Raw genomic sequence first — 26850 nt, forward strand, 5'->3', positions numbered from 1 at the left:
TTATAAAGAACTTGATTTGCGATTTAATAAGGTTTGAGCACGGGCCTTGGCAAACGCCAGGCCTTCGCGCAAGTGCGAAAGCTGCATCAGGTCGATGCCGCGCCAGCGCAAGTACAGGTACATGGCGGCGGTGATGTAGAGCTCGGTGAGAACTAGCGCGTAGGCCGCGCCTAGGTGGGCATAGGGCCGAATAAGCAGCCAGTTGAGGCCTAGGCCCACTACCGAGCCCCCGGCCGTAATCCAGAAGAAAGCACGGTCGAGGCGCAGGTTGAGCATGGTATGCAGGCCCAGCAAGCTGCTCAGCCCAATCAGCAGCGGCAGCACCGACACCACCCGCAGCACCGACCCTGCTTCCTGGAACTTGGCGCCGTACAGGATATTCAGCGCCAGCGGCCCCACCAGCCACAGCCCAATGGCCACTAGCACCAGTAGGATGGCCAGCGGGAAGAAGACCTGCCGCACCATGCGCAGCCCCTGCTCGCGCCCCTGCCCGAAGGCCTGCGCCACAATGGGGAAAAAGGCCTGATTGAGCGCCAGCCCCACAAAGGAGTCAGCCATGCTTTCGAGCCGAGTGCCAGCGGCGTAGATGCCCACATTGTAAGGCAGGCTCAACAGCCCCAGAATGAAGGTGTTGGAGCTGGCATAAATGGTGATAGAGACGTTGGAGAAAAACAACGTGCGGTCTTCGCGGAAGCGCCCGCGTAGCTCGGCCCAGCTTGGCCAGCGCAGGTGCACGCCAAAGCGCCGCAAAGCCACACCTAGGGCCACCATGCTCACCAAAATTTGCGCTACGCTAATGGCTAAATTCTGGTAGATGTAGTCGTCGGCCTTGCGAATGAGCAGCAGCACCGACATCGAGAACAGCAGCTTGACGGCCAAATTGAAGATGGAGACCCGCCCTAGGTCCTCCATGGCCTGGTACAACCACAGCGGCGACAGCACCGTGCCGATGCACACCAAGTAGGTGCACACGTGCAGCCACAAGTGCGCTCGAAACTCAGGAGCACTCAGCGAAAGACTCACAAAAATGACCGTTGAAAGCCCCCATAAGAGCGTTTTGCCGGCCAGCACCTGGCTCACAATGCGGCTGGTAGCTTCCTTATCATCGCGGTTGGCCGCGATAGAGCGCACGGCGGCCATGTCGAAGCCGTAGTTAATCAGCAAGCTGAAATACGTGACGTAGGCTTGCGAAAAATTCAGCAAGCCCAGCTTGTCGGGGCCGATGATGCGCACCACGTAGGGTACCGTCAGCAGCGGTAGTAAGAAGTTGGCAATCTGAACGCTAAAGAGCGATGCCACATTAACGGCAAAGCGCTTCATGGTGGGCTTGGCCACGCCCGCCTCGTTTTTTACAATGGTAACGTCGTTGCTCACTAAGCAGCAGAAATCAGGGGTGAAATAGTAGAATAGCTGAGGTGGTGGGCGGGATTGAATATATAATTATTCATATTAAAATAATTATTAATCAAGCACATATACGGTAAGTTGTAGGGTCTGGTAACCCAATCGGTATGTTAAGTAATTGTTAACACATCCGTCCCGCGCTATATTAACGAGGAGCTTATCTCATTAGTTGGCAGCGCTAGGAAGTTGATAGCCTTAGGCTGTGCCTCATGCCAAGTAGGGCTTGGGTGGCAGCTGACGCCAGCAAATTGGCAGCTGTTTTTTAGCGGTAGCTCAGCGGTATAGACCTAGCTTACTTTAGGGTAAGCGTGGCACCGCAAGTAGGCAATGGCCAAAAAACAAAAGCGGGCGGCCCCTAGGGAGCCGCCCGCTGTGCTAGCCGTAGCCGCGCGCTAATCGCGTTATCGAATCAATTCGACCCAGCCCTTAATAGCGGGGCGGCCATCGGTAGGGGTGAGCAGGAAGTAGTATATGCCGGCTGCTTGGCCCCCGCCATCCCAGTTATTGAAGTAAGCCGGGCTTTCGTACACCTTTTGGCCCCAGCGCGTAAACACTTGCAGCTTGGGTTGGCAGCCACCTAAGCGGGGCGCAAAGAAATCGTTCTGGTTGTCGCCATTGGGCGTGAAAACATTGGGAATGAGCGGTTCCTGCACTTGCACGGGCGCCAAAGAAACCTGAATTGAGCAGATGCTGCCACTGTAGCGCAGGGTAGCTATGGGCTGGAAGCTGCCGGCTGCAGTGTAGGTATGTGTCACGTTGAGGCCGGTAACCGGCGCGCTGCCATCGCCAAAGTCCCAGGTCATTACCGCATCGGCTAGTAGGGTAGCAATGGGCTGGCTGAAGCGCACCGTGTAGGGCGCCACGGCTGGGGCTGACGAGCTAGCCCGCGACGAATCGAGGCGGCATACCAGCGGCTGCTCGGCTGGGGCTAGCGTGGGCGCGGCCAGCAGCGTGATGCGCCTCGTGGCCGAGGTGGCGCAGGGCGTGTTGCCACCCATGGTGTAGAGCATGGCCACGGTGCCCGGCGTAGCTGGCGGCGTAAATAGACCGCTGGCCGTGACACCCGGGCCGCTCCAGACGCCCCCCGCTGGCAGGGCATGCAGCTGAATGGTGCGGGTGCTGCCGGGGCACAGTGCCGTGTCAGCGGGCATGGTTACTCGCACGGCAGCCGGCGATACCTCCACGGTCATCGTGGCTTGGCCCGTGCAGCCTTGCAGCGATGCTACGTTGTAGGTCAGTGTTTGAATACCAATAAGGCTAGCGCTAGGCGTGAAAAAGTAGCCGCCCGCGGCCGACCCACTGACGCCAGGGCCCGACCACGTGCCGCCCGCCGGCTGGCCTGCCGTGAGGGCTACCGCGGCGCTGCCCACGCACATGCCTGGCAAGTTCGGCACACTCACTTGGGGCCGGGCCAGCACCGTTACGGCCTGGGTGGTAGTGGCGGCGCACGAGCCATCGGGCGCGGGCACGCTGTAGGTTAGGGTCTGGGTGGTGCCGCTCATGGCAGCGGTGGGCGTGAAGAAGTAGCCGCCCGTGGCCGAGCCGCTTACGCCGGTGCCCGACCAAGTGCCGCCCACTGGCTGCCCGCTAGTGAGGGCTACCGCTCCGCTGCTAGCGCACACCGTAAGTGCCGTCCCGGCTGTGGCTTGCACCACCGTTACCACACGGGTAGCAACACTGGCGCAGGGCGTGCCTGCGCTGATGGTATAAGTGATAGTATGCCGGCCTGGCCCGGCCGCAGCGGGCGAAAACTGACTGCCCGTAACCCCTGGACCACTAAAAACGCCGCCCGCTGGGCTGCCTACCAGCGCAACCGGGGCGATGGTGCTGCCCGGTTGCAAGCAGTACGCCGCTTGGGGCAGCGCGCTGAGCGCTGCTGGCCCCACCGGCGCCACCGTAATGCGCTGCTGGCCCGTGGCCGTGCACACTGGAATAACTCCGGCCAAGGTATAAGTCAACGTTTGCACGCCGATGAGTGCCGCGCTGGGCGTAAACACGTAGCCCCCGGTTACGGAGCCTGTGACGCCGGGGCCCGTCCAGACGCCGCCGCTGGGCGTGCCCACCAGCGCTACGGCCGCCGCATTGGAGCATACCGTCTGGTCGAGGCCCACGGTGGCCGATTGCGGCTCAAAGTTCAGCTTAAACGCCGCGTTGTTGCAGTTCGAGCTGTTGTTGGTGGATGAGTAAGTGTAAGCGCCCGCTGGCACTGGAAAAGCAGAATAATTGGCGCACGAGCACACCGCCGAATAAGCCACCCCGCGTGGGTCGAAGCGCGACGTGCCGCCGTCCACGTGGTCGCCAGTCGAGTTGGTGGTCGCATTGCCGTAGAAAGTGCCGTAGAGCAGACGGGTAAGGCCGGGCGCAAACTGGGCCAGGTAAAAATCAGAGCCCGCACCTGGTGTATCGGGCGTGCCGCGCACGGCATTAGAAGTCACTGGCAGGCCGTGCGTGTAGCCATTAAAATTGAGCGTGCTGGAGCTGTACACCCCTAGGTTGTTGTTGCCGCCCCAGCCGCATACGTACACCCGGTCGCACTGGTCAACCAGGAAAGCGGTAGGGGAGATGTCGATGGTGTTGCGGCCGCTGCCAAATACTGTGCTCAGCAGGCGTTGGTCGAGGTCGGCATTGAGCTTCTGGATAAATTGCCGGCTGCCCGCGTTGCTGTACGCGCCCGCCGTCACGGGCCAGGCGCCCATTGTTTGGCCCAGCAGATACACGCCACCATCGGCCCCGAGCTGCAAGAAGTAAGACTGGTCGTAGCTGCTAGTACCTAAGTAAGTAGCTTTTTGGATGGTGGCGCCGTTGGCGGCAATACGCGCCACAAAGCCATCAACATTGCCCTGGGCCGTGGTGAGCAGCGCGCCGCTGGTCACCGGAAAGTTCGGGCTGAGGGTGCCACCGGTCACGTACACGTTGCTGTTGGCATCGAGCTGCAGCGAGTAGGCGGCATCGGCCGCATTGCCGCCTAGGTAGCCGCCCCAGGTCATGGTATTGAGCGCGGCGGGGAGCTTCAGCACAACAGCGTCGCTGCTGCCCCCCCGGTTGCTGCTGCCAAAGCTGCCCGCCGTTATTGGAAAATTGGCTGAGCTGGTCACCGAGGCCACGTAGATATTACCGGCTGCGTCGGTCAGGATATCACCTCGGAAAGCATCGCCATAATTTTGAGGTAATTGACGCACAGCCGAAGTTTTAGCGTAAGGCACTAGTCCATCGGTGCCGCTGCCGCCTAGGTAAGTGGAGGCCGCCAGGCCGCCACTGCTGGTGAGGCGAGTCACTACGATGTCGGTGCCGCGCGAGATGAGGTAAAAATCATCGCTAGCGGCGTCGCCAAACGGGTCGGCCGATGTGCCGCCGTTGAAGCTGCGCTGCAAAGCGTCGCGGCTAACGGGGTAATTAGTAGAAGAAGTAGTTCCGAGCATTACCAGCTCGTTTTGGTTGTTCACCACTAGGCTGCTCGGGTAGTCGTGCGAATTGCCGCCTAGGTACGTGGCCCACACCCGCGAAGCCGCCCCGTTTACTGAGGTATTGTACTTAATAATGGCGATGTCAATAACCCCACCAAACGTGGTTTGAAATGCGCCAACGGTGGTCGGAAAGTTGGTGACCGACGAGCCAAATTGATTAAGCACAATGCCGCCCGAATACATGTTGCCCGCCGCGTCGTAGGTAGCTGTAAAGCCCCAGTTATCACTCAGCGCCCCGGTATAGGTCGAAAACTGCACCGTAGGGTCAATGACCAGTGGCCGGCTGTGGTCGTACTGCCCTAGGGAAAAGGTCACCGTGGAGTCGGCCAGGTTTAGGCGGTAGCGGCAGGCCACGGGCTGTGGCTGCCCGGTAGCAGGGTTGGTTTGGTAGGCCTGCGGCGCTAGCTCGGTGAGGTCGCCCACGGTAGTGCCCACGTGCAAGCGGCCATCGGCACCTAGGCGCAGGCTGCTGGCACCTTGATACTTGAGCTTTACCAGGGCCGGGTTGGCGCCAGCGGCTAGCTCGAAATCATATTCCAACTGCTGCTGCTTGTTCTCATAAAACCGCGCCCCAATGCCCGGCCACGGCGCTTGGTAGCGCACCTGCTGGTAGCTGGGTACGCCCTTAGCCCAACGGGCCGGGTCGTTGCCCTGCAAGTAGTTGAAAACTTCGCCTGTAGCCTCGGCTGGCACCAGCGGCGTAGCCACGTCGGCTCCCACAAAGCGCACGCGCAGTTGGTGGCCTCGCACGGGGCTTTCGGGCGCCGGTAGGTGCGGCGCGGCCGAGGCCGTGCGCGAAAGCTGGGTGGTTTTGGGGGCGTGGCCGCCGTGCTCGTGCGGGTGCCGAATACTCTCTAGTAATACGTAATGCAGTCCGGTGGGCTCTAGGTAGAGGTGGCCGCCTGGCACCGCGCTAGAGTAGCGCACCGCCGCTGGCCATTGGCCCTGGTTCGGGATAAACCGCAGTGTCCGTCCGTCGGAAGCAGGCGTGGTTTGGGCCATCGCCAAGCGGCTTGCGAACAGTAGGATGCAGGAGAGAAAGTAAAGAATTTTTTGCATAAAAATCAACTAGCCAAACCACTGGTAAAACTACGCCAAGCCTGCCAACGCCTCACCACCAAATGAAAATTAAGTTAGCACCGCCGCCGGGGCACGGCGTAGTTTTGCAGCTCCGGTGGCTACTCGGCCGGCGGCCTGATTGCGTTGGTGCGCCGCTTGTTTCGTTATCGTTTTACCTGGGTAGTGCTCATTGGCTTGGCCTTGAGCGTGCTGTTGGGCGAGCGGGTACCCGCCGGAAGTTGGTCGCTGGCGCCGCTGCTGGCCCTCACGGTGCCCTTCTGGCTGGTGCTGGCAGCGCTGCTCACGTTCTATTGGCTGCGCCGAAGCTGGCGCGTGGCGCTGCTGCCACTGGCCGCGCTGGTACTGGCGTGGCCGCAGGTGCAGCGCGGCCTGCCCTTGCACCTAAGCAGTACTGCGCAAGATGGACTGGCCGAAAAGGCGCCCAACGGTCCCCACGCACTAAGCCCCAAACCCCAAGCCCCGACACTGCGCCTGCTGTCTTACAACGTGCGCATATTCAACGTGTACCCGCAGCTGCGGCGGCTCGACCCGGCTGCGCCGGCTAAGGCCATTAAGTGGCTGGCGGCCAGTCCGGCCGATGTGCTGTGTTTGCAAGAATACTACCAGGAGCCGCCCGGCGCGCATTCGCCCGATGGGAAGCTGTTTCAAGTAGGCGAGCGGCTAGGGCATGGTAGCGGCCGGCAGGTTTTTGTATCCAAAACTCTCACCAACAGCATTGGGGCCGAGTTTGGGCTAGCTATTTTTTCGCGGCTGCCCATTGTGGGGCGGGGCGAAATCTCGTTTGGCCGCCTCACTCAAAACCACGCTATGTGGGTCGATGTGGTAGGGCCCGGCCGCGGCGACACGGTGCGCATTTTTAATACCCACTTGCAAAGCATGAGCCTCGATGAAGGCGACATCGTGGCGGCGGGCTCGTCGCGGGCGGGCTTCAAAAGCAAAGGCCGCAGCCTCCTAGGGCGCTTTGTGCGCGGCGCAGCGGCCCGTGCCTGGCAGGCCGATACGCTGCTCGCCCACGTGCGCCGCTCGCCCTACCCGGTGCTGCTGGCCGGCGACCTCAACGACCTGCCGTATTCCTACGCCTACTCGCAGCTGGCCAGTGAGTTGCAAAATGCCTGGGCCACCGTCGGCTTTGGGCCCGGCAACACCTACCACGGGCGCCTGCCGCCGCTGCTGCGCATCGACCAGCAGTTTGCCGGCCTGCAGTGGCGAGTGCTAGGCTGTCGTATTCATTCCGAAATTCCGTATGCCGACCATTTTCCCGTGGAGGGACTGTATCAGTTAGGCCAGGAACACAAGTAGCAAGCAGAGTAACCTACGCTAGCTAATTAATCCTGAACTTTGCGGCCCGTTCGGCGTTGGGTACTACTTGGTTTTGCCAGCAAATTTCTGGTTTTTCTCCCGACCTCCGAAAGCAAGGGCGCTTTGCTACTTGCTCATTGTTAATAATTTGTCATGCCGCTGACGCTCTATAATACGCTTACCCGCCAAAAGGAAACCTTCGAGCCGCTGCACCCGCCGCAAGTGGGCCTCTACCTCTGCGGACCCACCGTGTACAACGACGCCCACCTGGGCAATGCCCGCGGGCCCATCGTGTTCGACGTGCTCACGCGCTACCTGCGCCACCTAGGCTACCAGGTGCGCTACGTGCGCAACATCACCGATGTGGGCCACCTCGAAAGCGATGCCGATACTGGTGAGGATAAGCTCGAAAAAGCGGCCAAAGCAAAGAAGCTGGAGCCTATGCAAGTGGCTCAACATTATACCAATAGCTATCGCCAGGCAATGGCCGCCCTAGGGTGCTTGCCGCCCGACATCGAGCCCCAAGCCAGCGGGCACATCACCGAGCAGATTGCGCTGACTGCCGAAATTTTGGAGCGCGGCCTAGCTTACGAATCCAACGGCTCGGTGTACTTCGACGTGCCCAAGTACAACGCTGAAGGGGGGCAGTACGGCCGCCTGTCGGGCCGCGTGGTGGAGGAGCTGCTGGCCGGCACCCGCACCGAACTGGCCGGGCAAGAAGAAAAGCGCTCGCCCGCCGACTTTGCGCTCTGGAAAAAGGCTTCGCCGCAGCATATTATGCGCTGGCCCTCGCCCTGGGGCGAAGGGTTTCCGGGCTGGCACCTGGAGTGCTCGGCCATGAGCCGCAAGTACCTAGGCGCCGAGTTTGACATTCACGGCGGCGGGCTCGACCTCATGTTTCCGCACCACGAGTGCGAGATTGCGCAAAACGAAGGCTCGCACACGCCCAGCCCAGGCGCTCGTTTCTGGCTGCACAACAATATGTTGACCGTGAACGGGGCCAAGATGAGCAAGTCGCTGGGCAACTTTATCACCCTGCCCCAGATGTTCAGCGGCCAAACGAGTGCCTTATCGCAGGCCTACTCGCCCATGACATTGCGGTTTTTCTTCCTGCAAGCACACTACCGCTCGCCTATCGACCTCAGCGATGATGCCCTGCAAGCCGCCCGCAAAGGCTACCGCAAGCTGATGAATGGCCTGCGCCTGCTTGATAAGCTGACAAGTGACCTAGGTGAAGCGACTAGCGAGGAGTCGAAAGCAGAGGAAGCGCCCACCCAGCCTGGCCCACCCAGCCCGGCCCAACAGCTGCTAAACCAAGCGGCCAAGCCCTTCGCTTTCCTCGACGACGACCTGAACACGCCCCGCGCAGTGGCTGCGGTGTTTGACTTGCTCAAGCGCTTCAATACCTTGGCTACCAACCCGGCCGCGCTGGCCGAAGTAGGCCCCGCCGCCCTGCGAGAAGCCGCCGCTGCCTACCGCACACTGGTGCAAGACGTGCTGGGCCTGCGCGACGAGCCCCGCGCCAGCACCGAGGACCTACTGGGCCTCACCCTAGGTTTCTACCAAGAAGCCAAGGAGGCCAAAGCCTACGATAAAGTAGACCAGATTCGGGCGGCCCTCAAGAGCCAGGGCATCGTTATTAAAGACACTAAAACTGGGGTGGAGTGGGCCTATAGCGAAGAGTAAGCTGTCTTAAGCTCCCCCGAACTACCTTGCCTCTCATCCTGTTAGACCCCGCGTGAAAAACCTTCTGCCCCGGCTCGCGCTCCTCGGCGCTGCCACCGTTTTGCTCACCGCCTGCCCTTCCGAAAAGCCGGCCGAAACCGCTAGCCAGCCCGAGCGCGCCGACGCCACGCCCAAGGCCCCGGCCTTCAATGCTGATTCGGCCTACGCCTTCACGGCCAAGCAGGTAGCCTTCGGGCCCCGCGTGCCCAACACGGCCGCGCACGTGGCCTGCGGCAACTACTTGGTGGCTAAGCTCAAGCAGTTTGGCCTGTCGGTGCGCGAGCAGCCGTTCACGGCCATGACCTTCGATGGTACGCAGATTAAGGGGCGCAACATCATTGCCCAGTACCAGCCGCAGGCGGCGCGGCGGGTGGCCATTTTTGCCCACTGGGATACTCGCCCCTTTGCCGACGCCGAGCAGGACAAAGCCAAGCGCAAGCTGCCCATGGACGGGGCCAGTGATGGCGCCAGCGCCGTAGCCGTGGCCATGGAAATGGCCCGCACCCTCAGCCAGCAGTCCGAAAAGCTGGCGCCCAATGTGGGCGTAGACGTTATTTTGGTTGATGCCGAGGACTGGGGCTACGAGGCTGGCGCCATCGAAGGCCAGAAAAACATGCTCGAAGGCAACGGCGATGGCTGGTGCCTAGGCTCGCAATACTGGGCCAAAAACATGGTGCCGCCCAACTACAAGGCTGAGTACGGCATCTTGCTCGACATGGTGGGCGCCAAAGATGGCCACTTCACCCGCGAAGGCACGTCGCTGGAAAAAGCCCGCAGCGTGGTCGATAAAATCTGGAACACCGCCGCTAAGATTGGCTATTCCGATTATTTCCTCTTCAAGGATACGGGTGCCATTACCGACGACCACGTGTACATCAACCAAGCCGGCATTCCGACGGTGGACATTTACGACCACCCTGCCTACGGCGAAGACTACTTCCCGGCCTACCACCACACTACGGCCGACAACATGAGCATTATCGACCGCAAAACGATGAAGGCAGTGGGGCAGACGGTGCTGCAAGTTATTTATAACGAGTAAACTACAAGGAACTACTTAAAAAAAGGCCTGCCATTGCTTCAGCAATGGCAGGCCTTTTTTTAAGTAGTTCCGCTTAGCCCTAGGTCGGCTTTGTAGCATTAGTAGCCAAGGCTTGCTCGGCCTGCTGCACGTAGCGCTTGTAGTGGGCCACGAGGGTTTCGAGCACGTCGGTGAGGCGCAGCTTGAGCCAGGGATGCAGCGGGTTGGGCACGCGCACGGCGCCAGCATCAATTTGGCGGGCTAGCAGCAGCAGGCGCAGCAGCTCGTCGAGCTGGCGGGTGAATGCCTCCACCACCGTGCCCGTGAGCCGAACACCGGTGGGCGCGTATTGCTTGGGCACCCGAAAAACGGCATCCGAGTCATTGTCTTGCCGGGCGGCACTGGTGAAGCGCCGGCCCAGCCAGCCGCTGCGCACCGATTGGCGGGCTGCCGAGCCGCGGGCCTGCGCCAGCTTCAGGCGGTTTTTAACCAGGGGTAAATAGTAGCCGCTGAGAATGTTGAGGTGCTCTAGGCACTGGCCCACGCTCCACTTGTCGTAGCCGGGGCGGCGGTTGAGCTGCTCGTTGTTGAGCGGGCGCAGCCGCTGGTGAGAAGCCACGCGCAGGGCCAGCACCTGGTTGGTCAACTGGTCGAAAAAGTCGTTGGTATCGCGCGAAGAAGCACTCATGCAGTAGGCAGCAGTCCAGCTTGAGAAAACATTAGGGTTGTAATATTACGGCGCGGGCTGTAATCCGGTCGGCTGCTATTTACTATCCAGTGTCCACTTATGTTGTCAACTTTATTCTCTAGGTGCCCCATGCAGCGGCTGATGGCTTGGCTGCCGTGGCTGCTAGCTACGGCCTTAGGGGCCCAGGCCCAGGCCGTGCCCAACCCCGGCGAAAACATCGAATACCTCATTACGTTTGGCGCCAAAGCCGACCCTGCTTGGGGCGATGACGACTTCACGCAGACGTTCTTCTTCTTGGTGCCGCAAGGCCAGCGCCAGCCAGTGTACCTGCGCGTGTATGACCCCGACTGCGGCGGCAAGCTCGACTCGCAGAAAGGGGGTTACGATACACGCACCAGCTTTAGTATATATGGCGGGCCGGGGGCCCACTCGGGGGCCGGTGCCCGCGACCCGCGCCCAGCCCTCAAGCCCCTGCCCGTGACGGGCCGCTTGCTGCAAGAGAAGACCTTTGGCAGCGAGCCACAGTACGACGAGAAGTACTACACCTTCGGTCCGCTCAACCCGCTAGAGGGCGAGTTGGTGGAGGAGTTTAAAGGCTACGTATTCAAGGTAATAGTGCGGGGGCTAAGCGGCAACGACGGCAACGTGTATCGCTTTTTCTTCAGCACCGAGCGTGCTGCCAATAATGCGGTGCCCGGCGGCAATGCCTTCACCTACGAGTATTGCTTCCGGTTGCCGCCCGCGCTGCGTAAAGCCACGGTGCATCTCTATCCTTTTGTTAATGACAAGGTGGTGAGCATGAAACAGAGCAACTACGATGTCGATAAATCGGCTACGCTCACAGTGTTCAGCGTTTCTAAAAACGGCCACCCTGGCGTGGTGAGTGGTGACAAAGAGTGGAGCAGCAACGTCATTCCGATTACCGATAAGGAGCGTGGCTTGTCACTGGATTTTCGCCTGACTAGCACGACCAAAACGCCCAATGATATGGTCTTCTACGTCACCGACCAGTACGATACGGCACTACCTTTCTTCGCCGTGCCTATCGGCGGGCCACCGCGCTACAAGTACGATATCGACATGAAAATACACCGCTAAGTAGGCTAGAAGCTTAGCGTATTTAATAAAAAAGGCTGCCTAGTGAGGCAGCCTTTTTATATTGGTCATGCAGAGGGCAGCGAAGCATCTCGTGTACGAACGTCTGCTTGCGGTAGAGATTACTGTGCCACGCGAGATGCTTCGCTGCGCTCTGCACGACAGACGAAATAGCTTCTTAATTGCTAGGCTCGTCACGGCCGGCGTTTCGGCGAGGCTCGGGGCCGTAGTCACCTTCCTCCGGCTTGTCGTTGCCTTCGGGCCGATAGTTATCGCGCTGACCTTGGCCGTAGTTTTTGGCTTTGTCTTGCTGCGTAAACTCGTCGTACTCGGGGCCGCGGGCACCAGGATTTTCGTCGTCGTAAGAGCCGCCGCGCGAGCCGTGGCCCTGGCTGGCATCGCCCTCCTTGGAGCCGCCCGGCCCGAAGCCACTGCGCGAGTCACCGGTTTTGGGGTTGCCGGGCTGTTCTTGCTCGCTGCGCTCGTGGCCATAGCCGTAGCCCTCGGTTTGGGGCGCGTCGGGCGAGTTGACGGGGGCCGGGGCTGCGCCATCGCCTGCGGGGGCACCGCCGGGCTGCTGGCCGTGACTGCGGCCACCTTGGCTGCCCTGGTTGTCGTAGCCGCCGCGCGACGAGTGCTGGTCCTCTACTTCGCCGTGGCCGTTGGGGCCTAGGGGCAAGTGGCGGTCGGGGGTGCCGGCCGGTAGCCCGGCGCCACTGGTGTGGCCATAGTCGGCGGCGTAGGCCGGGCCCACGGTGGGGGCACCGTTATCGTTTTGGAAGGCGGCATCGGGACCCGTTTTATCGGGCAGGTTGCGGGTGTCTTGGGCGTTGCCACGGCCATCGGTAGGCGTAGCATTGGGCTGGCCCATAGTAGCAGCTTGAGAGGTGGGCGTGTCGTGCACCGCATGGCCCTGCTGGTCAGGCACTAGGTCGCGGCCATCATAGGCGCGGTAAGCATTGTGCTGCAGGCCGGGCTGAGCCGCGCCTTCGCCGTAGTATTTCTCCTCGGTAGCCTCGGCCCTAGGGTGTTCCACAGCCGGGTTGGTTTCTCGGTATTGGTTGCCGTAGCCGCCGTGGGTGGCGCCCTGGTTGTATTCCTGCTGTCCTAGCTCGCCGCGGTTGGCATCGGCGCGCTGGTTGCTGGCGCGGTCGTGGTCATGGTAGCTGGGCTGCACGTCGTTGCCGAAGTTGCCGCCATACACGTTGGCTTGGGTGCTATTGGAGGGTGGCGCGGCCGTGAGGTCGTCGGGATTGGCCTCTTTATTCTCTTGCTGGCCACCAGCTTCTACAGCGCCTTGGCCAGCATCCATCTCGCTGTCTACTAGCTCTTGGCTGGAGGGCGGCGTGTCGGTGGTCGATTTGTTAGGGTTGTTAGCCAGCGTGTTCTGCACGTCAATACCCATTTTGGTATTGGCCGTGGGCTCAGGGCCGCGGTTGCCCGCAATAGAGTTGGTGCCGGGGTTGGCTTCGTCGTTAGTCATAAGAGGGAGGGCCAGAGGCGGTGGGAAAGGCGAAAGTGCTCTGGGCTATACGCCGCCGCCTAAATAGGGGTTGACGCCTAGGCGGCTTAGCGCCCGCTGCGCCACCGGTAGTTCAGCTTTTGGCAACTAAGCGCTTGGCTTACATTTGAAATTCTGAACCTGCCCTCGATTTATGAAGCGCCGCCAATTTCTACGCCAAAGCACCCAAGCTACTCTTGCCTCCAGCCTGTTGCCACTCGCAGCCAGCGCGTTGCCTGCCGCCTTGCCCACCACCGCACCTAGGAGCCCCGCCGCTCAGCCGCAGGACAAAGACCTGGACCTAAGCGAGCGCACCATCGCCGACCTGCAAACCTATCTGCAAAGCAGCCAGGGTAGTAGCCGCCGCCTGTGCCAGCTCTACCTCGACCGCATAGAAGCGCTCAATGCCAAAGGCCCGGCTATTAATGCCATAATCGAGCTGAACCCCGATGCGCTGAGTATTGCTGATGCTTTGGATAAGGAGCGCAAAGCCGGCAAGCTACGCGGGCCGCTGCACGGCATTCCGGTGCTGCTAAAAGACAATATTGACACTGGCGACAAGATGCAAACCACAGCCGGCGCGCTGGCGCTAGCTGGGCACCGCGCCGCCAAAGATTCTTTTGTGGCTAAGCAGCTGCGGGCTGCGGGCGCCGTGATATTGGGCAAAACCAACCTGAGTGAGTGGGCCAACTTCCGCTCGACGCACTCGGCCAGCGGCTGGAGCAGCCGCGGCGGCCAAACCCACAACCCCTATGTGCTTGACCGCACGCCCAGCGGCAGCAGCGCCGGCTCGGGTTCGGCGGTGGCGGCCAGCCTGTGTGCGGTAGCTGTGGGCACCGAAACCAATGGCTCCATTGTGTCGCCCTCGTCGGTAAATGGCCTCGTGGGCCTCAAGCCGACCGTGGGCTTGGTGAGCCGCACCGGCATCATACCCATCTCGGCCACCCAGGACACAGCCGGCCCCATGGCCCGCACCGTACGCGACGCCGCTATTTTGCTCGGCGGTATGGTAGGGATGGACACTGCTGACGCGCTTCACGCCGTCGGGCAGCCTAATCGAATGATAACAAGTACTATCAAAACAAACGATTACTATGTTAATAAACTGCGCCCCGACGCACTAAAAGGTCAGAAGCTCGGCGTCGAAAAAAGCCACCTCGCCAGCCAAACTGCTGCCGGCGAGCTGCTGCGCCAGGCCGTGGCCGTGCTCAAGGCGCAGGGCGCCACAGTGGTCGAGGTAGACGTGCGCAGCGCCGTGGCGCCCGTGGGCGAAGCCGAGTTTGACGTGCTGCTGTATGAGTTCAAAGATGGCGTAAATAACTACCTAGGTCAGACCAACGCGCCGGTTAAGACGCTCGCCGATGTTATTACCTTCAACAAGGCCAATGCTACCAAGGCAATGCCTTTCTTCCAGCAGGAAATCTTGGAGCAAGCCGAAAAAACTGAAGGCCTAGGTGCCGAAAAGTATAAGACGGCCCTACGCAAAGTAGTAGATACCTCGCGCCAAGCTTTGGACGCAGCTCTCAAAACCGATGGCGGGCTAGCTGCTATCGTGGGTATCACGACTGGCCCGGCCGCCTGCATCGACCTCGTGAATGGTGAGTATGGCACAGGCCCCGGCTTTGCTGGCCCGGCCGCGATGGCCGGCTACCCGCACCTCACCGTGCCAATGGGTAATATTCATGGCCTGCCGGTAGGCATCTCCTTCGTAGGTGGCCCTTACAAAGAAGCAGAGTTGCTAGGCCTTGGCTACGCCTACGAGCAGACTACCAAGCATCGCAAGGCCCCGACCTTCCGGGCGGTGATAGGGTAAGGTTGCCGCAAGGCGAAGCACTGGCTCCTGAAGCCAACGCTTCGCCTTGTGGTGAGTGTACCTTTGAATTTCACAAAGCCGCCTTTGCTATGACTGCCGCCCCGCTCACCGAATTTTACCAGGAAGTAACGGCCTGTACCGGGGCTGAGCTGAGTACCCTGCTGCCGAGTGGCATCCAGCAAGAGGTAGGGCACTTCAACGTGTTCGATGTGGCCGAAATTTGGCAGGCTACGCTGAAAAAGCCAACTGTGGCCTTGCCTTGCCGGGGCTTCTATAAAATCAGCTTGCTTCATGGTCGCAACCGGATTGAGTATCGCGACACGGCCATTGAGTTGGAAGGACCGGTTCTGATTTTTTCCTCGCCCAAGCTACTACATGCCTGGCTGCCCCAGCAACCGATGCAAGCCGGGCATTTTTGCGTTTTCACGGCCGAGTTTTTGCGCGCTACAAGTAGCGGAGTGGTGCTCGATGAATTGCCCATTTTTAAGTCGGAAAGCTTCCCGATGTTTCAGTTGTCGGCGGCGGAAGGTGCCCGCGCTGAAACCGTTTTTCAGCGAATGCAGGAGGAAATGGCCTCCGACTACGCCTACAAGTACGACCTGTTGCGCACCTACGCGCTTGAGCTCATTCACCTAGGGCAGAAGCGGCAGCCCGCCGCCGGGTTGCACCCGGCGCACAGCGCGCCGGCGCGGCTCACGTCACGGTTTATTGAGTTGCTAGAGCAGCAGTTTCCGCTCGAAAACCCCCGCCAGCAGCTGCGCCTGCGCACCGCCATCGCCTACGCCGACCGGCTGGCCGTGCACGTCAACCACCTCAATAAGGTGTTGAAGGAAACAACTGGCCGCACGACCACCGACCTTATTATGGGCCGGATGGGGCAGGAGGCAGAGGCGCTGCTGCGCCAAACCCACTGGACCATGGCCGAAATTGCCGACAGCCTGGGCTTTACCGATGTGGCGCACTTCTCGCACTTCTTCAAGCGCCACGCAGCGGTAGCGCCGGGCGCGTTCCGTGCCCATGCGTTAGTTTGAATTCTACATAAAACAGATTGGTAGGCGCAAGTGCTGCCCTAGGTGGCCGGGGGACCTTTGTCATGTTCTTAAACGCAACCGTTTACCCACATGACAACTTCCAAAATCGCCCTGGTTACCGGCGGCAGCCGTGGCCTGGGCAAAAACATGGCCCTCAGCCTAGCCCAAAAAGGCATCGACGTAATTCTGACCTACCACAGCCAGCAGGGTGAAGCGCAAGCCACGGTGGTCGAAATAGAAGCCCTAGGTCGCAAGGCGCTAGCTGTGCAGCTCAATGCGGCTGACCTCAGCAGCTTCGACGCTTTCTACGAGCAGCTAACTACGGCGCTGCCCGCCACTTTTGGCGCCAGCCGCTTCGATTTCTTAATCAACAATGCGGGCACGAGCCTCACTGCGCCTATCACTGACACGACGGAGGCACAGTTCGACGACATGCTGAACATTCACTTCAAGGGGGTGTATTTTCTAACTCAAAAGGCGTTGCCGCTGCTCAATGATGGCGGACGCATCATTAATATCTCGTCGGCAACTACGCGCAGCTCCTTTGCGGGTGCCTCGGCCTATGCTTCTATGAAAGGCGCGGTAGAGGTTTTCACGCGGTACTTGGCAGTGGAGCTCGGCGCGCGAGGCATTGCAGCCAATGTGGTGGCGCCCGGAGCCATCTTCGGCGGCGGGGCCATGACGGATACACCCGAAATACGGGCCTACGTAGCCCAGCTAACTGCCCTAGGTCGGGTGGGGCTGCCCGACGACGTGGGCGGCATAGTAGCCTTCCTCTGCACCGAAGACGCCAAGTGGCTCAATGGCCAGCGCATCGAAGCAACGGGCGGCATGAGCTTGTAGCGCTCATCTTAGCAAACCAAAACGGCGCCGCTAGCCAGGAGTTACCTCCGGCTAGCGGCGCCGTTTTAGCGTGGACAAGCTGCTGCCTAGAATATCTTGCCGGGGTTTAGGATACCGTGCGGGTCAAATACTTGCTTGATGCCGCGCATCAGGTTGAGGTTGGCTTCGGCTAGGGCAATGTGCATGAAAGGCTTTTGCACCAGCCCGATGCCGTGCTCGCCCGAGATGGTGCCGCCGAGCTTCACACAAAGCTGGAAAATCTCGGAGATGGGCTGGCGCAGACCTACGTTCCACTGCTCGTCGGTGAGCTCGCCGCGGATGATGTTGACGTGCAGGTTGCCATCGCCAGCGTGGCCGTAGCACACGCTCTTGAAGCCGTAGCGCTGGCCGATTTCCTTCACGCCCTTGAGCAGCGTGGGCAGCTCGGCGCGGGGCACCACGGTATCTTCCTCCTTATACACCGAGTTGTAACGCACCGAATTACCGATGTTGCGGCGAATCTTCCACAGGTCGTCCTTTTGGCCGGCCGTGTCGGCCAGCAGGATTTCACCCACGTCGTACTTCTCCAGCACTCCGTACACCTGCTCGGCTTCCTTATAAAGCTGGTCTAGGTCCTGGCCATCGAGCTCGATGAGCAAGTGCGCCGTGATGTCCTCAGGCAGCGTGAGCGGAATCTTGAGGTAATCCGACGACCAAGCAATGGCCTCGCGCTCCATAAACTCCATGCCCGACGGAATAATGCCCGCCCGGAACACTGCCGATACTGCCTCAGCAGCCTGCGCCTCCTGGCGGAAGGGCACTAGCATCAGAATGTTGTGCTGGGGGTAGTGGAGGAGGCGGAACACTACGCGGGTAATAATCCCTAGGGTACCCTCCGAGCCTACCATGAGCTGCGTGAGGTTGTAGCCGGTGGCATACTTAAGGGTGTTGGCACCAGTCCAAATGATGTCGCCGTTGGGCAGTACTACTTGTAGGTTCAGCACGTAGTCGCGGGTGGTGCCGTATTTCACGGCCTTGGGTCCGCCGCTGCTCTGGCTCAAGTTGCCTCCTAGAAAGCACGAGCCCTTGCTGGCTGGGTCGGGCGGGTAAAACAAGCCCACTTCTTTCACCGCATTTTGCAGGGCCTCGGTCACCACGCCAGGCTCGGTGGTCACTTGCAGGTTGCGCTCGTCGATGTTGAGAATCTTGTTGAAGCGCTCCATGCTCAGCACCACGCCGTTGTGGATGGGCAGCGCGCCCCCGCTTAGGCCCGTGCCTGCGCCCCGCGCCGTCACGGGTACGCGGTGCTCGTGGCACAGCCGCATAATGGCGCTCACTTCCTCCGTGGTGCCGGGGCGCAGCACTACATCGGGCGCGAAGTGAAAGTCCTCGGTGTGGTCGCGGCCGTAGGTTTCGTACTGAAGCGCCTCGGTGCGCTGGGCGGTGAGCACGTGCGCCGGGCCTACAATGCCCTCGAAGGCAACTACAAGCTCAGGGGTAAGCGGGGAGAAGGTCATGGGAGAAAAATGCCGGTGTAAAGACCCAAAAGTATATTTGTTCTAATGCACAGTGAAGTAACGAAGGTACAGCGGATGATTTTAGGGCACCTAGCCACACGGCGTTTGCCAGCCACCACGGGGCTTTATTTCCTAGGTATAGTGCTGTTGCTGCTGAGTGCCAGCTGCCAACGCCAGCTCAATCAGCGCAACGGCCGCTACTACTCGGCCCGCGATATGGTGCGCATCAAGCGCGGCGAGCGCGTGACGACCCGCCCCGGCAGCCGGCCCGCCAGCCGCCCAGCTTTGGCCAAGAGCAAAGTAAAAACGAGCGTGCCCAGCGGCAGCGGCACGGTAGTAGCCAAAAGTGTGACGAAGCGCCCTGCGCGCATGGGCAATGCCACTGGCGCCTTAGCCAGCGTCATCGAAAACGCCCGTGCCTACTATGGCGTGCCCTATCTATTTGGCGGCACCACCCGCCTAGGTATGGACTGCTCGGCCCTGCTCCAGCTGTCCTTTGCTGATGCGGGCATCGACATTCCGCGCTCGTCCAACGAGCAAGCGGCCTGGGGCGAGCCGGTGAAGCCAACTGAGCTGCGGCCCGGCGATTTTTTATTTTTTGGCGCCTCACCGGGCTCGCCTATCATCACGCACGTGGGCATGGTGACGGTAGTTGACAGCGAAGGCGTCGAATTCATCCATGCCTCGACCTCGCTGGGCGTCACCGAAAACAGCTTTGAGCTAGACTATTACCTCAGTCGCTTCATTCGGGCCGTACGCCCTAGACTGTGAAGTTCTGATGAACTATAGAAGTGGTAAGCTGTTGTTTAGTAGATTCTTAACACTAGGATAATACTTGGGGGTAGGAGGTGCTGGTAACTTTGCGGTGCTATTTTTTCCGCTTTTTTTACCTTTTGTCAACCCCCTATGAAGTTATTATACCTACGGCAAACGTTGTTGCTGCTGCTGCTCCTCACGGCCCACCTAGGCTGGAGCCAGGGCGCCACTACGGCTGCCATGAGTGGCACCATCACTGATAGCAAAGGCGAGAAGCTGCCGGGTGCCACGGTTGTGGCCGTGCACACGCCCACTAACACGCAGTACGCCGCCCCAACCAACGCCGACGGCCGCTTCAATATCCAGAACATGCGTGTGGGCGGCCCTTACACTGTGAAGGTCACCTTTGTGGGGTTCCAGGACTACACCCGCACTGGCATCAACCTCACACTGGCCGAAAACTTCCGCCTCGATGCCAAACTAGGTGAAGCCACGACCCAACTGACCGAGCTCACCGTGACCGGCCGCCGCGACGTGGTGATGAACGCCGACCACACCGGCGCCGCCACTACGGTGCAGCGCGAGGCTATCGAGCGCCTGCCCACGCTGAACCGCTCGTTCAACGACTTCACGCGCCTCACGCCGCAGGCCAGCGGCCAGAGCTTTGGGGGCCGCAACACGGGCTTCAACAACATCACTATCGATGGGGCCATTTTCAACAACTCGTTTGGCCTTTCTTCTACCGTAGGTGGCCAGGCCAGCGCGCAGCCCATCTCGATTGATGCTATCGACCAGATTCAAGTAAGCATCGCGCCCTTCGACGTGCGCCAGGGCTCCTTCACTGGTGCCGGCATCAACGCCGTGACGCGTAGTGGTAGCAACCGTGTATCGGCCTCGGTTTATGGCTTCTACCGCAACCAAGACCTAGTTGGCCGCAAAGTCGGCAATGTGTCGTCGGTATATCCTGATTTTAATCTCAAGAACTTCGGCTTTCGTGTGGGCGGTCCTATTGTTAAGGACAAACTTTTCTTCTTCGTGAACGCCGAGCGTGAGCTACGCAACGCGCCGCCCGCCGGCAACTTCCGCGCCTCTAACGTAGGCGAAGCCCTGTCACCCACCTCTTCGGCCGCTACTAACCAAGACCTTACGGCTTTGTCGCGCTTCTTGCAGGAGCGCTATGGCTACACCACTGGTGCTTACCAAGACTTTCAACTGCGCCAGAACAGCGACAAGATTACGGCGCGCCTCGACTGGAACATTAGCACCAACAACCGCTTCAACATCAAGTACAACTACCTTAAGTCGTACGCTGATATTGTACCCAGCGCCAGTGGCGCGGTGGGCGTGCGTGCCCCAAGCCAGTTTGGCCTGCCCTTCCAGTCGGCTTACTACACGATTAACAACAACCTGAATTCGATTATCGCCGAGTTGAATTCGACCCTAGGGGGCGGTAAGTTTTCGAATAACCTTACGGCTGGCTACTCAGCCTTCCGCGACTTCCGCAGCACCACCTCGTCGGAGTTTCCGCTCGTGGATATCGGTACCAACGTGGGTCTAACGGCCTTCCCCACAGCGACCAATCCTAACCCGGCTTATTCGGCACCCACGGCCACGCTCACGGCGTTTGGCTACGAGCCCTTTACGGCCGGCAACTTGCTGGACACCGATGTGTATCAGGTGGGTGACAACTTCACGGCCTACCTAGGTAAGCACAACGTGACGGTAGGTACCTACAACGAGTTTTACAAGTTCAAGAACGGCTTCGCGCCCAACTACAACGGCTTGTACCGCTACAATTCGCTCGAAGACTTCTACAACGCCAACGGCTACGCCTACGACCGCAGCACTGGCCAATACACGGCCTACTCGGCTAGCAACCCTAGCCCTGGCCGCGAAAACCCGTCAGTATACCGCTTGCAGTACTCGGCCGATGGCAGCGGCCAGATTCCGTTTGCCTACGTGAATGCGCAACAGTACGGCCTCTACCTGCAGGATGAATATTCGCCGATTCCGAACCTGAAAGTGACGGTTGGCATTCGGGGCGACTTGCCCGTGATTAGCAATAACCTGCCGCAGAACCCCTACGTGGGTGGCCCCGAGGCCGGCGGCACATCGGCAGCCCTTACGTTCCGCAACGGCTTGCAACTCAATACCGGTCAGATTCCGAAGCGCACCGTGCTGTACTCGCCCCGCATTGGCTTTAACTGGGACGTGAAGGACGACCGCAAAACGCAAGTGCGCGGTGGTACGGGCATCTTCACGGGCCGCGTGCCCTACGTGTTGATTTCCAACCAAGCCAGCAACAATGGCATCCTATTCGGAGCCGTCGACGCCTCCCCCAGCGGCAACCCTAACCTAGCCAATAGCCCTACGGTAGCCTACCCCTTCAGCCCCAATGTGAACCAGTACCGACCTGCCACGGCCGCGGCGGCCCCCACCGGCTACAACCTAGCCGTGACCGACCGCAACTTCCAATTTCCGCAGGTGTGGCGCTCGAACCTGGCGGTGGATAAGGAACTGTTTGGTGGCTTAATTGCAACTGTAGAGGCCTTGTACACCAAGGATATGAACGCCTTGATGTTTGAAAATGTGAACCTGCCCAACCCCGTGCGCAATTCGGTGGGCACCGCTCAAGGCGGCGATACCCGCCCGATTTTTTACAACTTCAGCGGCACGCCCAACGCCAGCGGGCTTGTAACGAGCACGCCCTACAACCGCATCTACGGCCTCCTAGGTACAGCCGCGGCCCCCACCAACACCGCGACCAGCCCCAACATCACGGATGCCATCCTGATGCGCAACACCAATAAAGGCTATTCATACTCGCTCACCGGCCAACTCCAGAAGAGCTTCAGCAACGGTCTATTTGCTAGCCTTGCCTATACCTACACCGATTCGCGCTCGGTAAACGACGGCGGCTCTACCCCGACCAACATCTGGCGCGACCGCTACGTGAGCGGCGACCCCAACGGCGAAGCGCTTAGCTATTCGAGCTACCTGCAGCAGCACCGCATCGTTGCGGCTCTTTCCTACCGCCGCGAGTACCTAGGGCACCTAGGTACCACGCTATCTGCCTTCTACGTAGGCGCGCCGGCCTTTGCCGGTCTCTCAAGCCGCTTTAGCTACACCTATGCTGGTGACATGAATGGCGATGGCCAGACGGTAAATGACCTCGTGTACATTCCGCGCAATGCCAGTGATATCAACCTGATTGATATCGCCATCAACGATACCCGTGCGCCGGGTGGTGGCACGGCTGCTCGCATTGGCACTTACACTGCCGCACAGCAATACGCCGACCTCGACGCTTACATCAACCAGGACCCTTACCTCAGCAAGCACCGTGGCGAGTACATGCAGCGCAACGGCGCCCAGAACCCCTGGCAGCACCAAGTTGATATCAAGCTGTTGCAAGATATCTTCACCAACATAGGCAAGGACCGCAATACCCTGCAGCTAACGGTAGATATCTTCAACGTCGGCAACTTGATTAACAAAAACTGGGGCCGCGCGCAGTTTGCTAACCGCACCGCCCTGCTCTCTTACCAGGGCTATAACGCGGCGGGCCAGCCCGTATTCACGTTCCCCTACCTAGTAGCCCCCACCGTGACGCGGGGCAGCGGCTCGACTCCTGGCGTAATTACAGCCGCCGGTACGCCCCTCTCTACTACCTTCCGCGACGATGTAACAGGCCTAGCTTCGCGCTGGCAAATGCAACTAGGGATTCGCTATATATTCAACTAATAATTCAATTTCAACAGCTGGTCTAATCTGACCTAGCTAATAGAGCCAGCGGAATAAAATTCTGCTGGCTCTCTTTTTATATCCTTCAAGCACGCTAGGTAACAAAGGCGTAACATTGTACGCGGGCTTTGCTAACGCATACGTTATCTGATGAATAACGCTTATAAGGAAGGCTGTCATCTTTGAAACAAAACTTTTTTTTGCTTTTGTGAAAGCCCTCTTAAGCCAGCGGCTTGCGAGCAGCATGTACCTTTGTAAGTGTATTGCCAATACGCGCTTTTTACCTTTTTACCTATTTTATGAAAAAACTACATCTACGACACTTTGCTTGTCTGCTGATGTTGTTGTTCACCGCCCACTGGAGTTGGGGGCAAGGGACGACTACTTCATCCATGAGCGGCATTATTACCGACCAGAAGGGAGAAGGTCTGCCGGGGGCAACTGTTATTGCCATTCACACGCCGACTAATACGCAGTACGTAGGGCCTACGAACTCGCAAGGTCGTTTCAACCTTCAGAATATGCGTGTAGGTGGCCCTTACACTGTGCGCGTTTCCTTTGTTGGTTTCCAGGAAGTTAGCCGTAATAATATCCAGCTGACAATTGGCCAAGACTACCGCCTCGATGTAAAGATGCTAGAGGCTACTACTGAGCTTGGCGCTGTAACCATTACCGCAGTTGACCCTCGCTCGACGCTCAACGCCGAGCGTTCAGGCCCGGTGAACAATATCAGCACCGAGCAACTGCAGCAATTGCCCACTATTCAGCGTAGCCTCAACGACTTCTTGCGTACTACGCCCCAATCTTCTCCAACCTCGCAAGGTGCTATTGGTGGTGGTAACTACCGTCAGAACAACATTACGATTGACGGCTCGGACTTCAACAACAACTTTGGTATCGGCGGCAACCTGCCAGCCAACGGCTACCCGGTTTCGCTCGACGCTATCGAAGCGCTGACGGTAAGCCTCTCGCCCTTCGACGTGCGTCAGTCGGGCTTCGTGGGCAGCGCCGTAAACGCCGTTACCCGTTCGGGCTCCAATCAGGTAACTGGTTCGGTGTATGGCTTCTACCGTAATCAAAACTATATCGGTCGTAAGGTTGGTAGCAACGAGCTTCCTCCCCTCAACAATACGTCGGTAAAGCAGTACGGCTTCCGCCTAGGTGGTCCTATTGTAAAGGATAAGCTCTTCTTTTTCGTAAACGCTGAGCGTAACACCGAAGACGTCCTAGGTCAGCAGAATATTGCCTCTACTGGTGGTGCCGCAGGCGCAGCTATCGGCGCGACGTACGGCTCGGCTGGTAATATCGCGCGGCCCAACGCTGAATATCTCAACGGTATTAGCAACTATTTGCAGAGCAAATATGGCTACGCTGCCGGCCCTTACCAAGGCTATAATTTCCAGAACGAGAGAACGCAAGTACTGGGCCGTATTGACTGGAACATCAACAGCAAGAACCACCTTTCGGTACGCTACAATCAGGTGACGAGCAAAACGCCTTCGTTTGTGAGCACCTCGCGTAGCCCCCTAACTAACTTCACCAACTCGCGAACCAGCCTGTTTGCGTTGCCATTCGCTAATGCGAACTATGCAACCAACTACAACTTCTACTCGGGCGCAATTGAATTGAACTCGACCATCGGCACGCGCTTCTTCAATACCCTGCGTGGCACGTACACGCACCAAAACGAGCCGCGTAGCTCGAATAGCTCGCCCTTCCCGTTCGTGGATATCCTGGATGGTTCGATAGGACGTAATACAACCACTGGCGGCTTTGGCTCTTACAGCACTCCTTTCACGTCGTTTGGCTACGAGCCCTTCTCACTGGGTAACCTGCGCGACGTAGAAACCTATTCGGCAGTAGACTTCATTTCGGCCACTTTCGGCAAGCACACTACTACCTTCGGTGGTCAGTTTGACCTGCAAAGCACGAAAAACGGCTTCCAACGCTTTGCTAGCAGCTACTACACCTACAACACCTGGGATGACTTTGTAAACGGCGCCAATCCGGTTGACTTTGCTATCACCTACTCGCTGCTCCCCAATTTTGAGCAGGCATATCCGCGCTTCAAAACGGCGCAGTACTCACTGTACGCGCAGGATGAGTTCAACATCAACGACAACTTCCGTTTGACTTACGGCTTGCGCGCCGAACTGAACAACTACTTGAACGTGCGTGAGGTACAAACCCACCCGCTGATTGCCCAGCGTACTTTCGTTGACAATCAGACTATCGACACGGGCGTACTACCTAAAAACCGCGTGTTGCTATCGCCGCGTATTGGCTTCAACTGGGACGTGAAAGGCGACCGCACCCTGCAACTACGCGGTGGCTCGGGCATCTTCACTGGCAAAGTGCCTACTGTATGGATTGTAGCCCAGTCGGGTGATGCTGGCTTGATTCAGATTACGCAAACCTACTCGACCGTTGGTAGCACTCGCACTTCTCCTACCACGACAATTCCCGGCGTGAACCCGACCAACGTGTATGGTAGCCTGCCTGGCTTTGCTAACGGCGTATTGCCCTTTAGCGCCGACCCCAGCGCTCACCGCCCAGCTACGCCACCGCCCGCGGGTACGGTAGTGCCCAGCACGATTAGCGCCACTAACCCTAACTTCCGCAATCCGCAAACGTGGAAAAGCAGCTTGGCACTTGATGCTAAACTGCCAGGTGGTGTCGTTGGTACTATCGAAGGTCTATACAATCGTGACCTCATCGTGGCCTACGGTCAGAACTACAACTTAAAAAACCCCACGAGCCTGAACGTTAATGGCTATAACGACAACCGTGACATCTACCCTGCTGCTGCCGCGGATAAGTTCGTTAATCCTGTTTACAACGGTTCGTTTAATCAGAGTGGCACCGCAACTGCACAATCTCTCAACGCTATTGTGCTCTCGAACGGCTACAAAGGTTATAACTGGTCGGTTACGGGCCAGTTGCGCAAGCAGTTCCGCAATGGCATGGAAGCCATGGTCGCTTATACCCGCAGCGATGCGCGTGTTATGTTTGACGGCACTGGCGACCAATTGCTGAACACGTGGTCGGGCAACTACATCGTAGGCAATGCCAACCACCCCCAGCTGAGCTATGCTAACTATGTAGTGCCTGACCGGGTAGTAGCTTCGCTGAACTACCGCAAGGAGTACCTCAAGCACCTAGGCACGCAGATTTCGCTCTTCTACTCGGGCTCTATCCAGGGCCGCTACTCGTACATCTACGGCAGTGATTTCAACGGCGACGGCCAGACCAACGACCTGATGTACATTCCAAAATCTACGTCGGAAATCAACTTCGCAGATATCACCACGGGTACCGGCACCAACCAGCGGGTACTGTTTACTGCGCAGCAGCAGAAGGACGCCTTCTTTGCTTATATCGCACAAGACCCTTACCTGAGCAAGCACCAAGGCGAGTATGCCCAGCGCAACGGTGCTACCCTACCTTGGCGCAACCAGATTGACGTGCGCTTTGCCCAAGACATTTTTGTGGCTGGTGCAACCCGCAACACGCTGCAGTTTACCTTGGACATCTTCAACTTTGGTAACCTAATTAACCGCAACTGGGGTATCTTCCAAACCAACCCCATCCTGAGCGGTGGTGGTGCAACTCTGATATCGCCAACAGCGGTAGCTAATAACAGCGGTGCTCCTGCTTTCCGTTTGAATACGTTTGGTGGCGCGCTCGTAAGCAACTCGCTTATCAACACGGTATCGACGTCGTCGACTTACTACATGCAAATTGGCCTGCGCTATTCGTTCAACTAGTAGCTGCTAGCAGTTAAAAAGGTGGAGATTACTCTCCACCTTTTTTTTATGTCTGATTTTCGGCTACTTACTAAAAAGATGAGCGCTGGTGCTTGCATGAATCAATAATCGACGTACTTTTGC

General features: G+C 58.9%; 15 protein-coding genes. 10 read left to right on the plus strand and 5 right to left on the minus strand.

Annotation, left to right across the window (positions count from 1 at the left end; all coding sequences use genetic code 11):
- The gene (locus FNT36_RS22025) at positions 1–1374 is read right to left on the minus strand and encodes a flippase (RefSeq protein ID WP_233636149.1); all 1374 of its coding nucleotides are present in this window, start codon (positions 1372–1374) and stop codon (positions 1–3) included.
- Between the two features lie 431 nt (positions 1375–1805).
- Positions 1806–5927 carry a DUF7948 domain-containing protein gene (locus FNT36_RS22030; protein WP_144852225.1) on the minus strand — a complete coding sequence of 1374 codons (4122 nt, stop codon included), beginning with the start codon at positions 5925–5927 and terminating at the stop codon, positions 1806–1808.
- Positions 5928–6083: 156 nt separating this feature from the next.
- Between FNT36_RS22030 and FNT36_RS22035 the strand changes: the two genes are divergently transcribed.
- The 3 genes from FNT36_RS22035 to FNT36_RS22045 all read left to right on the plus strand — a co-directional run bounded on the left by FNT36_RS22035 (position 6084) and on the right by FNT36_RS22045 (position 10014).
- Positions 6084–7247 carry an endonuclease/exonuclease/phosphatase family protein gene (locus tag FNT36_RS22035; protein WP_233636150.1) on the plus strand — a complete coding sequence of 388 codons (1164 nt, stop codon included), beginning with the start codon at positions 6084–6086 and terminating at the stop codon, positions 7245–7247.
- 153 nt (positions 7248–7400) lie between these two features.
- On the plus strand, positions 7401–8933 hold the full coding sequence (gene cysS, locus FNT36_RS22040; protein WP_144852231.1) for a cysteine--tRNA ligase: 1533 nt from the start codon (positions 7401–7403) through the stop codon (positions 8931–8933).
- Positions 8934–8985: 52 nt separating this feature from the next.
- Entirely contained in the window at positions 8986–10014 is a 1029-nt protein-coding gene (locus FNT36_RS22045) for a M28 family peptidase (protein WP_233636151.1), read from the plus strand.
- A gap of 79 nt (positions 10015–10093) precedes the next feature.
- Here FNT36_RS22045 and FNT36_RS22050 read toward each other — a convergent pair whose 3' ends face one another.
- A complete protein-coding gene (locus FNT36_RS22050; RefSeq protein WP_144852234.1) occupies positions 10094–10681 on the minus strand; it encodes a DinB family protein in 588 nt (195 codons plus the stop codon).
- Positions 10682–10780: 99 nt separating this feature from the next.
- Between FNT36_RS22050 and FNT36_RS22055 the strand changes: the two genes are divergently transcribed.
- Positions 10781–11779 (plus strand): hypothetical protein, encoded by a 999-nt coding sequence (locus FNT36_RS22055; RefSeq protein WP_144852237.1) that lies wholly within the window; start codon positions 10781–10783, stop codon positions 11777–11779.
- A 175-nt stretch (positions 11780–11954) separates the two neighbouring features.
- On the opposite strand, the gene FNT36_RS22060 is transcribed toward FNT36_RS22055, so the two are convergent.
- Positions 11955–13259, minus strand: coding sequence for a hypothetical protein (locus tag FNT36_RS22060; RefSeq protein ID WP_144852240.1), 1305 nt, complete (start codon positions 13257–13259; stop codon positions 11955–11957).
- A 172-nt stretch (positions 13260–13431) separates the two neighbouring features.
- On the opposite strand from FNT36_RS22060, the gene FNT36_RS22065 reads away from it, so the two are divergent.
- From FNT36_RS22065 to FNT36_RS22075, 3 genes are all read left to right on the plus strand, one after another.
- The gene (locus FNT36_RS22065) at positions 13432–15090 is read left to right on the plus strand and encodes an amidase (protein ID WP_144852243.1); all 1659 of its coding nucleotides are present in this window, start codon (positions 13432–13434) and stop codon (positions 15088–15090) included.
- Between the two features lie 89 nt (positions 15091–15179).
- Positions 15180–16121 (plus strand): helix-turn-helix transcriptional regulator, encoded by a 942-nt coding sequence (locus FNT36_RS22070; RefSeq protein ID WP_144852246.1) that lies wholly within the window; start codon positions 15180–15182, stop codon positions 16119–16121.
- A gap of 90 nt (positions 16122–16211) precedes the next feature.
- Positions 16212–16964 carry an SDR family oxidoreductase gene (locus FNT36_RS22075; RefSeq protein WP_144852249.1) on the plus strand — a complete coding sequence of 251 codons (753 nt, stop codon included), beginning with the start codon at positions 16212–16214 and terminating at the stop codon, positions 16962–16964.
- A gap of 86 nt (positions 16965–17050) precedes the next feature.
- On the opposite strand, the gene FNT36_RS22080 is transcribed toward FNT36_RS22075, so the two are convergent.
- Positions 17051–18460 carry an FAD-binding oxidoreductase gene (locus FNT36_RS22080; protein ID WP_144852252.1) on the minus strand — a complete coding sequence of 470 codons (1410 nt, stop codon included), beginning with the start codon at positions 18458–18460 and terminating at the stop codon, positions 17051–17053.
- A 105-nt stretch (positions 18461–18565) separates the two neighbouring features.
- Between FNT36_RS22080 and FNT36_RS22085 the strand changes: the two genes are divergently transcribed.
- The 3 genes from FNT36_RS22085 (at position 18566) to FNT36_RS22095 (ending at position 26727) form a co-directional block, all read left to right on the plus strand.
- The gene (locus tag FNT36_RS22085; protein ID WP_233636152.1) at positions 18566–19231 is read left to right on the plus strand and encodes a C40 family peptidase; all 666 of its coding nucleotides are present in this window, start codon (positions 18566–18568) and stop codon (positions 19229–19231) included.
- A gap of 135 nt (positions 19232–19366) precedes the next feature.
- Entirely contained in the window at positions 19367–22960 is a 3594-nt protein-coding gene (locus tag FNT36_RS22090) for a TonB-dependent receptor (RefSeq protein ID WP_144852255.1), read from the plus strand.
- Positions 22961–23259: 299 nt separating this feature from the next.
- On the plus strand, positions 23260–26727 hold the full coding sequence (locus FNT36_RS22095; protein WP_144852258.1) for a TonB-dependent receptor: 3468 nt from the start codon (positions 23260–23262) through the stop codon (positions 26725–26727).
- Positions 26728–26850: the final 123 nt, after the last annotated feature.

It is taken from the genome of Hymenobacter setariae, assembly GCF_007713685.1.
GTDB lineage: Bacteria > Bacteroidota > Bacteroidia > Cytophagales > Hymenobacteraceae > Hymenobacter > Hymenobacter setariae.

Coding starts and splice junctions, on each gene's coding strand:
- FNT36_RS22060 (WP_144852240.1), bottom strand. CDS start 13,259: ATGACTAACGACGAAGCCAACCCCGGCACCAACTCTATTGCGGGCAAC.
- FNT36_RS22080 (WP_144852252.1), bottom strand. CDS start 18,460: ATGACCTTCTCCCCGCTTACCCCTGAGCTTGTAGTTGCCTTCGAGGGC.
- FNT36_RS22050 (WP_144852234.1), bottom strand. CDS start 10,681: ATGAGTGCTTCTTCGCGCGATACCAACGACTTTTTCGACCAGTTGACC.
- cysS (WP_144852231.1), top strand. CDS start 7,401: ATGCCGCTGACGCTCTATAATACGCTTACCCGCCAAAAGGAAACCTTC.
- FNT36_RS22095 (WP_144852258.1), top strand. CDS start 23,260: ATGAAAAAACTACATCTACGACACTTTGCTTGTCTGCTGATGTTGTTG.
- FNT36_RS22090 (WP_144852255.1), top strand. CDS start 19,367: ATGAAGTTATTATACCTACGGCAAACGTTGTTGCTGCTGCTGCTCCTC.
- FNT36_RS22075 (WP_144852249.1), top strand. CDS start 16,212: ATGACAACTTCCAAAATCGCCCTGGTTACCGGCGGCAGCCGTGGCCTG.
- FNT36_RS22065 (WP_144852243.1), top strand. CDS start 13,432: ATGAAGCGCCGCCAATTTCTACGCCAAAGCACCCAAGCTACTCTTGCC.
- FNT36_RS22070 (WP_144852246.1), top strand. CDS start 15,180: ATGACTGCCGCCCCGCTCACCGAATTTTACCAGGAAGTAACGGCCTGT.
- FNT36_RS22055 (WP_144852237.1), top strand. CDS start 10,781: ATGTTGTCAACTTTATTCTCTAGGTGCCCCATGCAGCGGCTGATGGCT.
- FNT36_RS22030 (WP_144852225.1), bottom strand. CDS start 5,927: ATGCAAAAAATTCTTTACTTTCTCTCCTGCATCCTACTGTTCGCAAGC.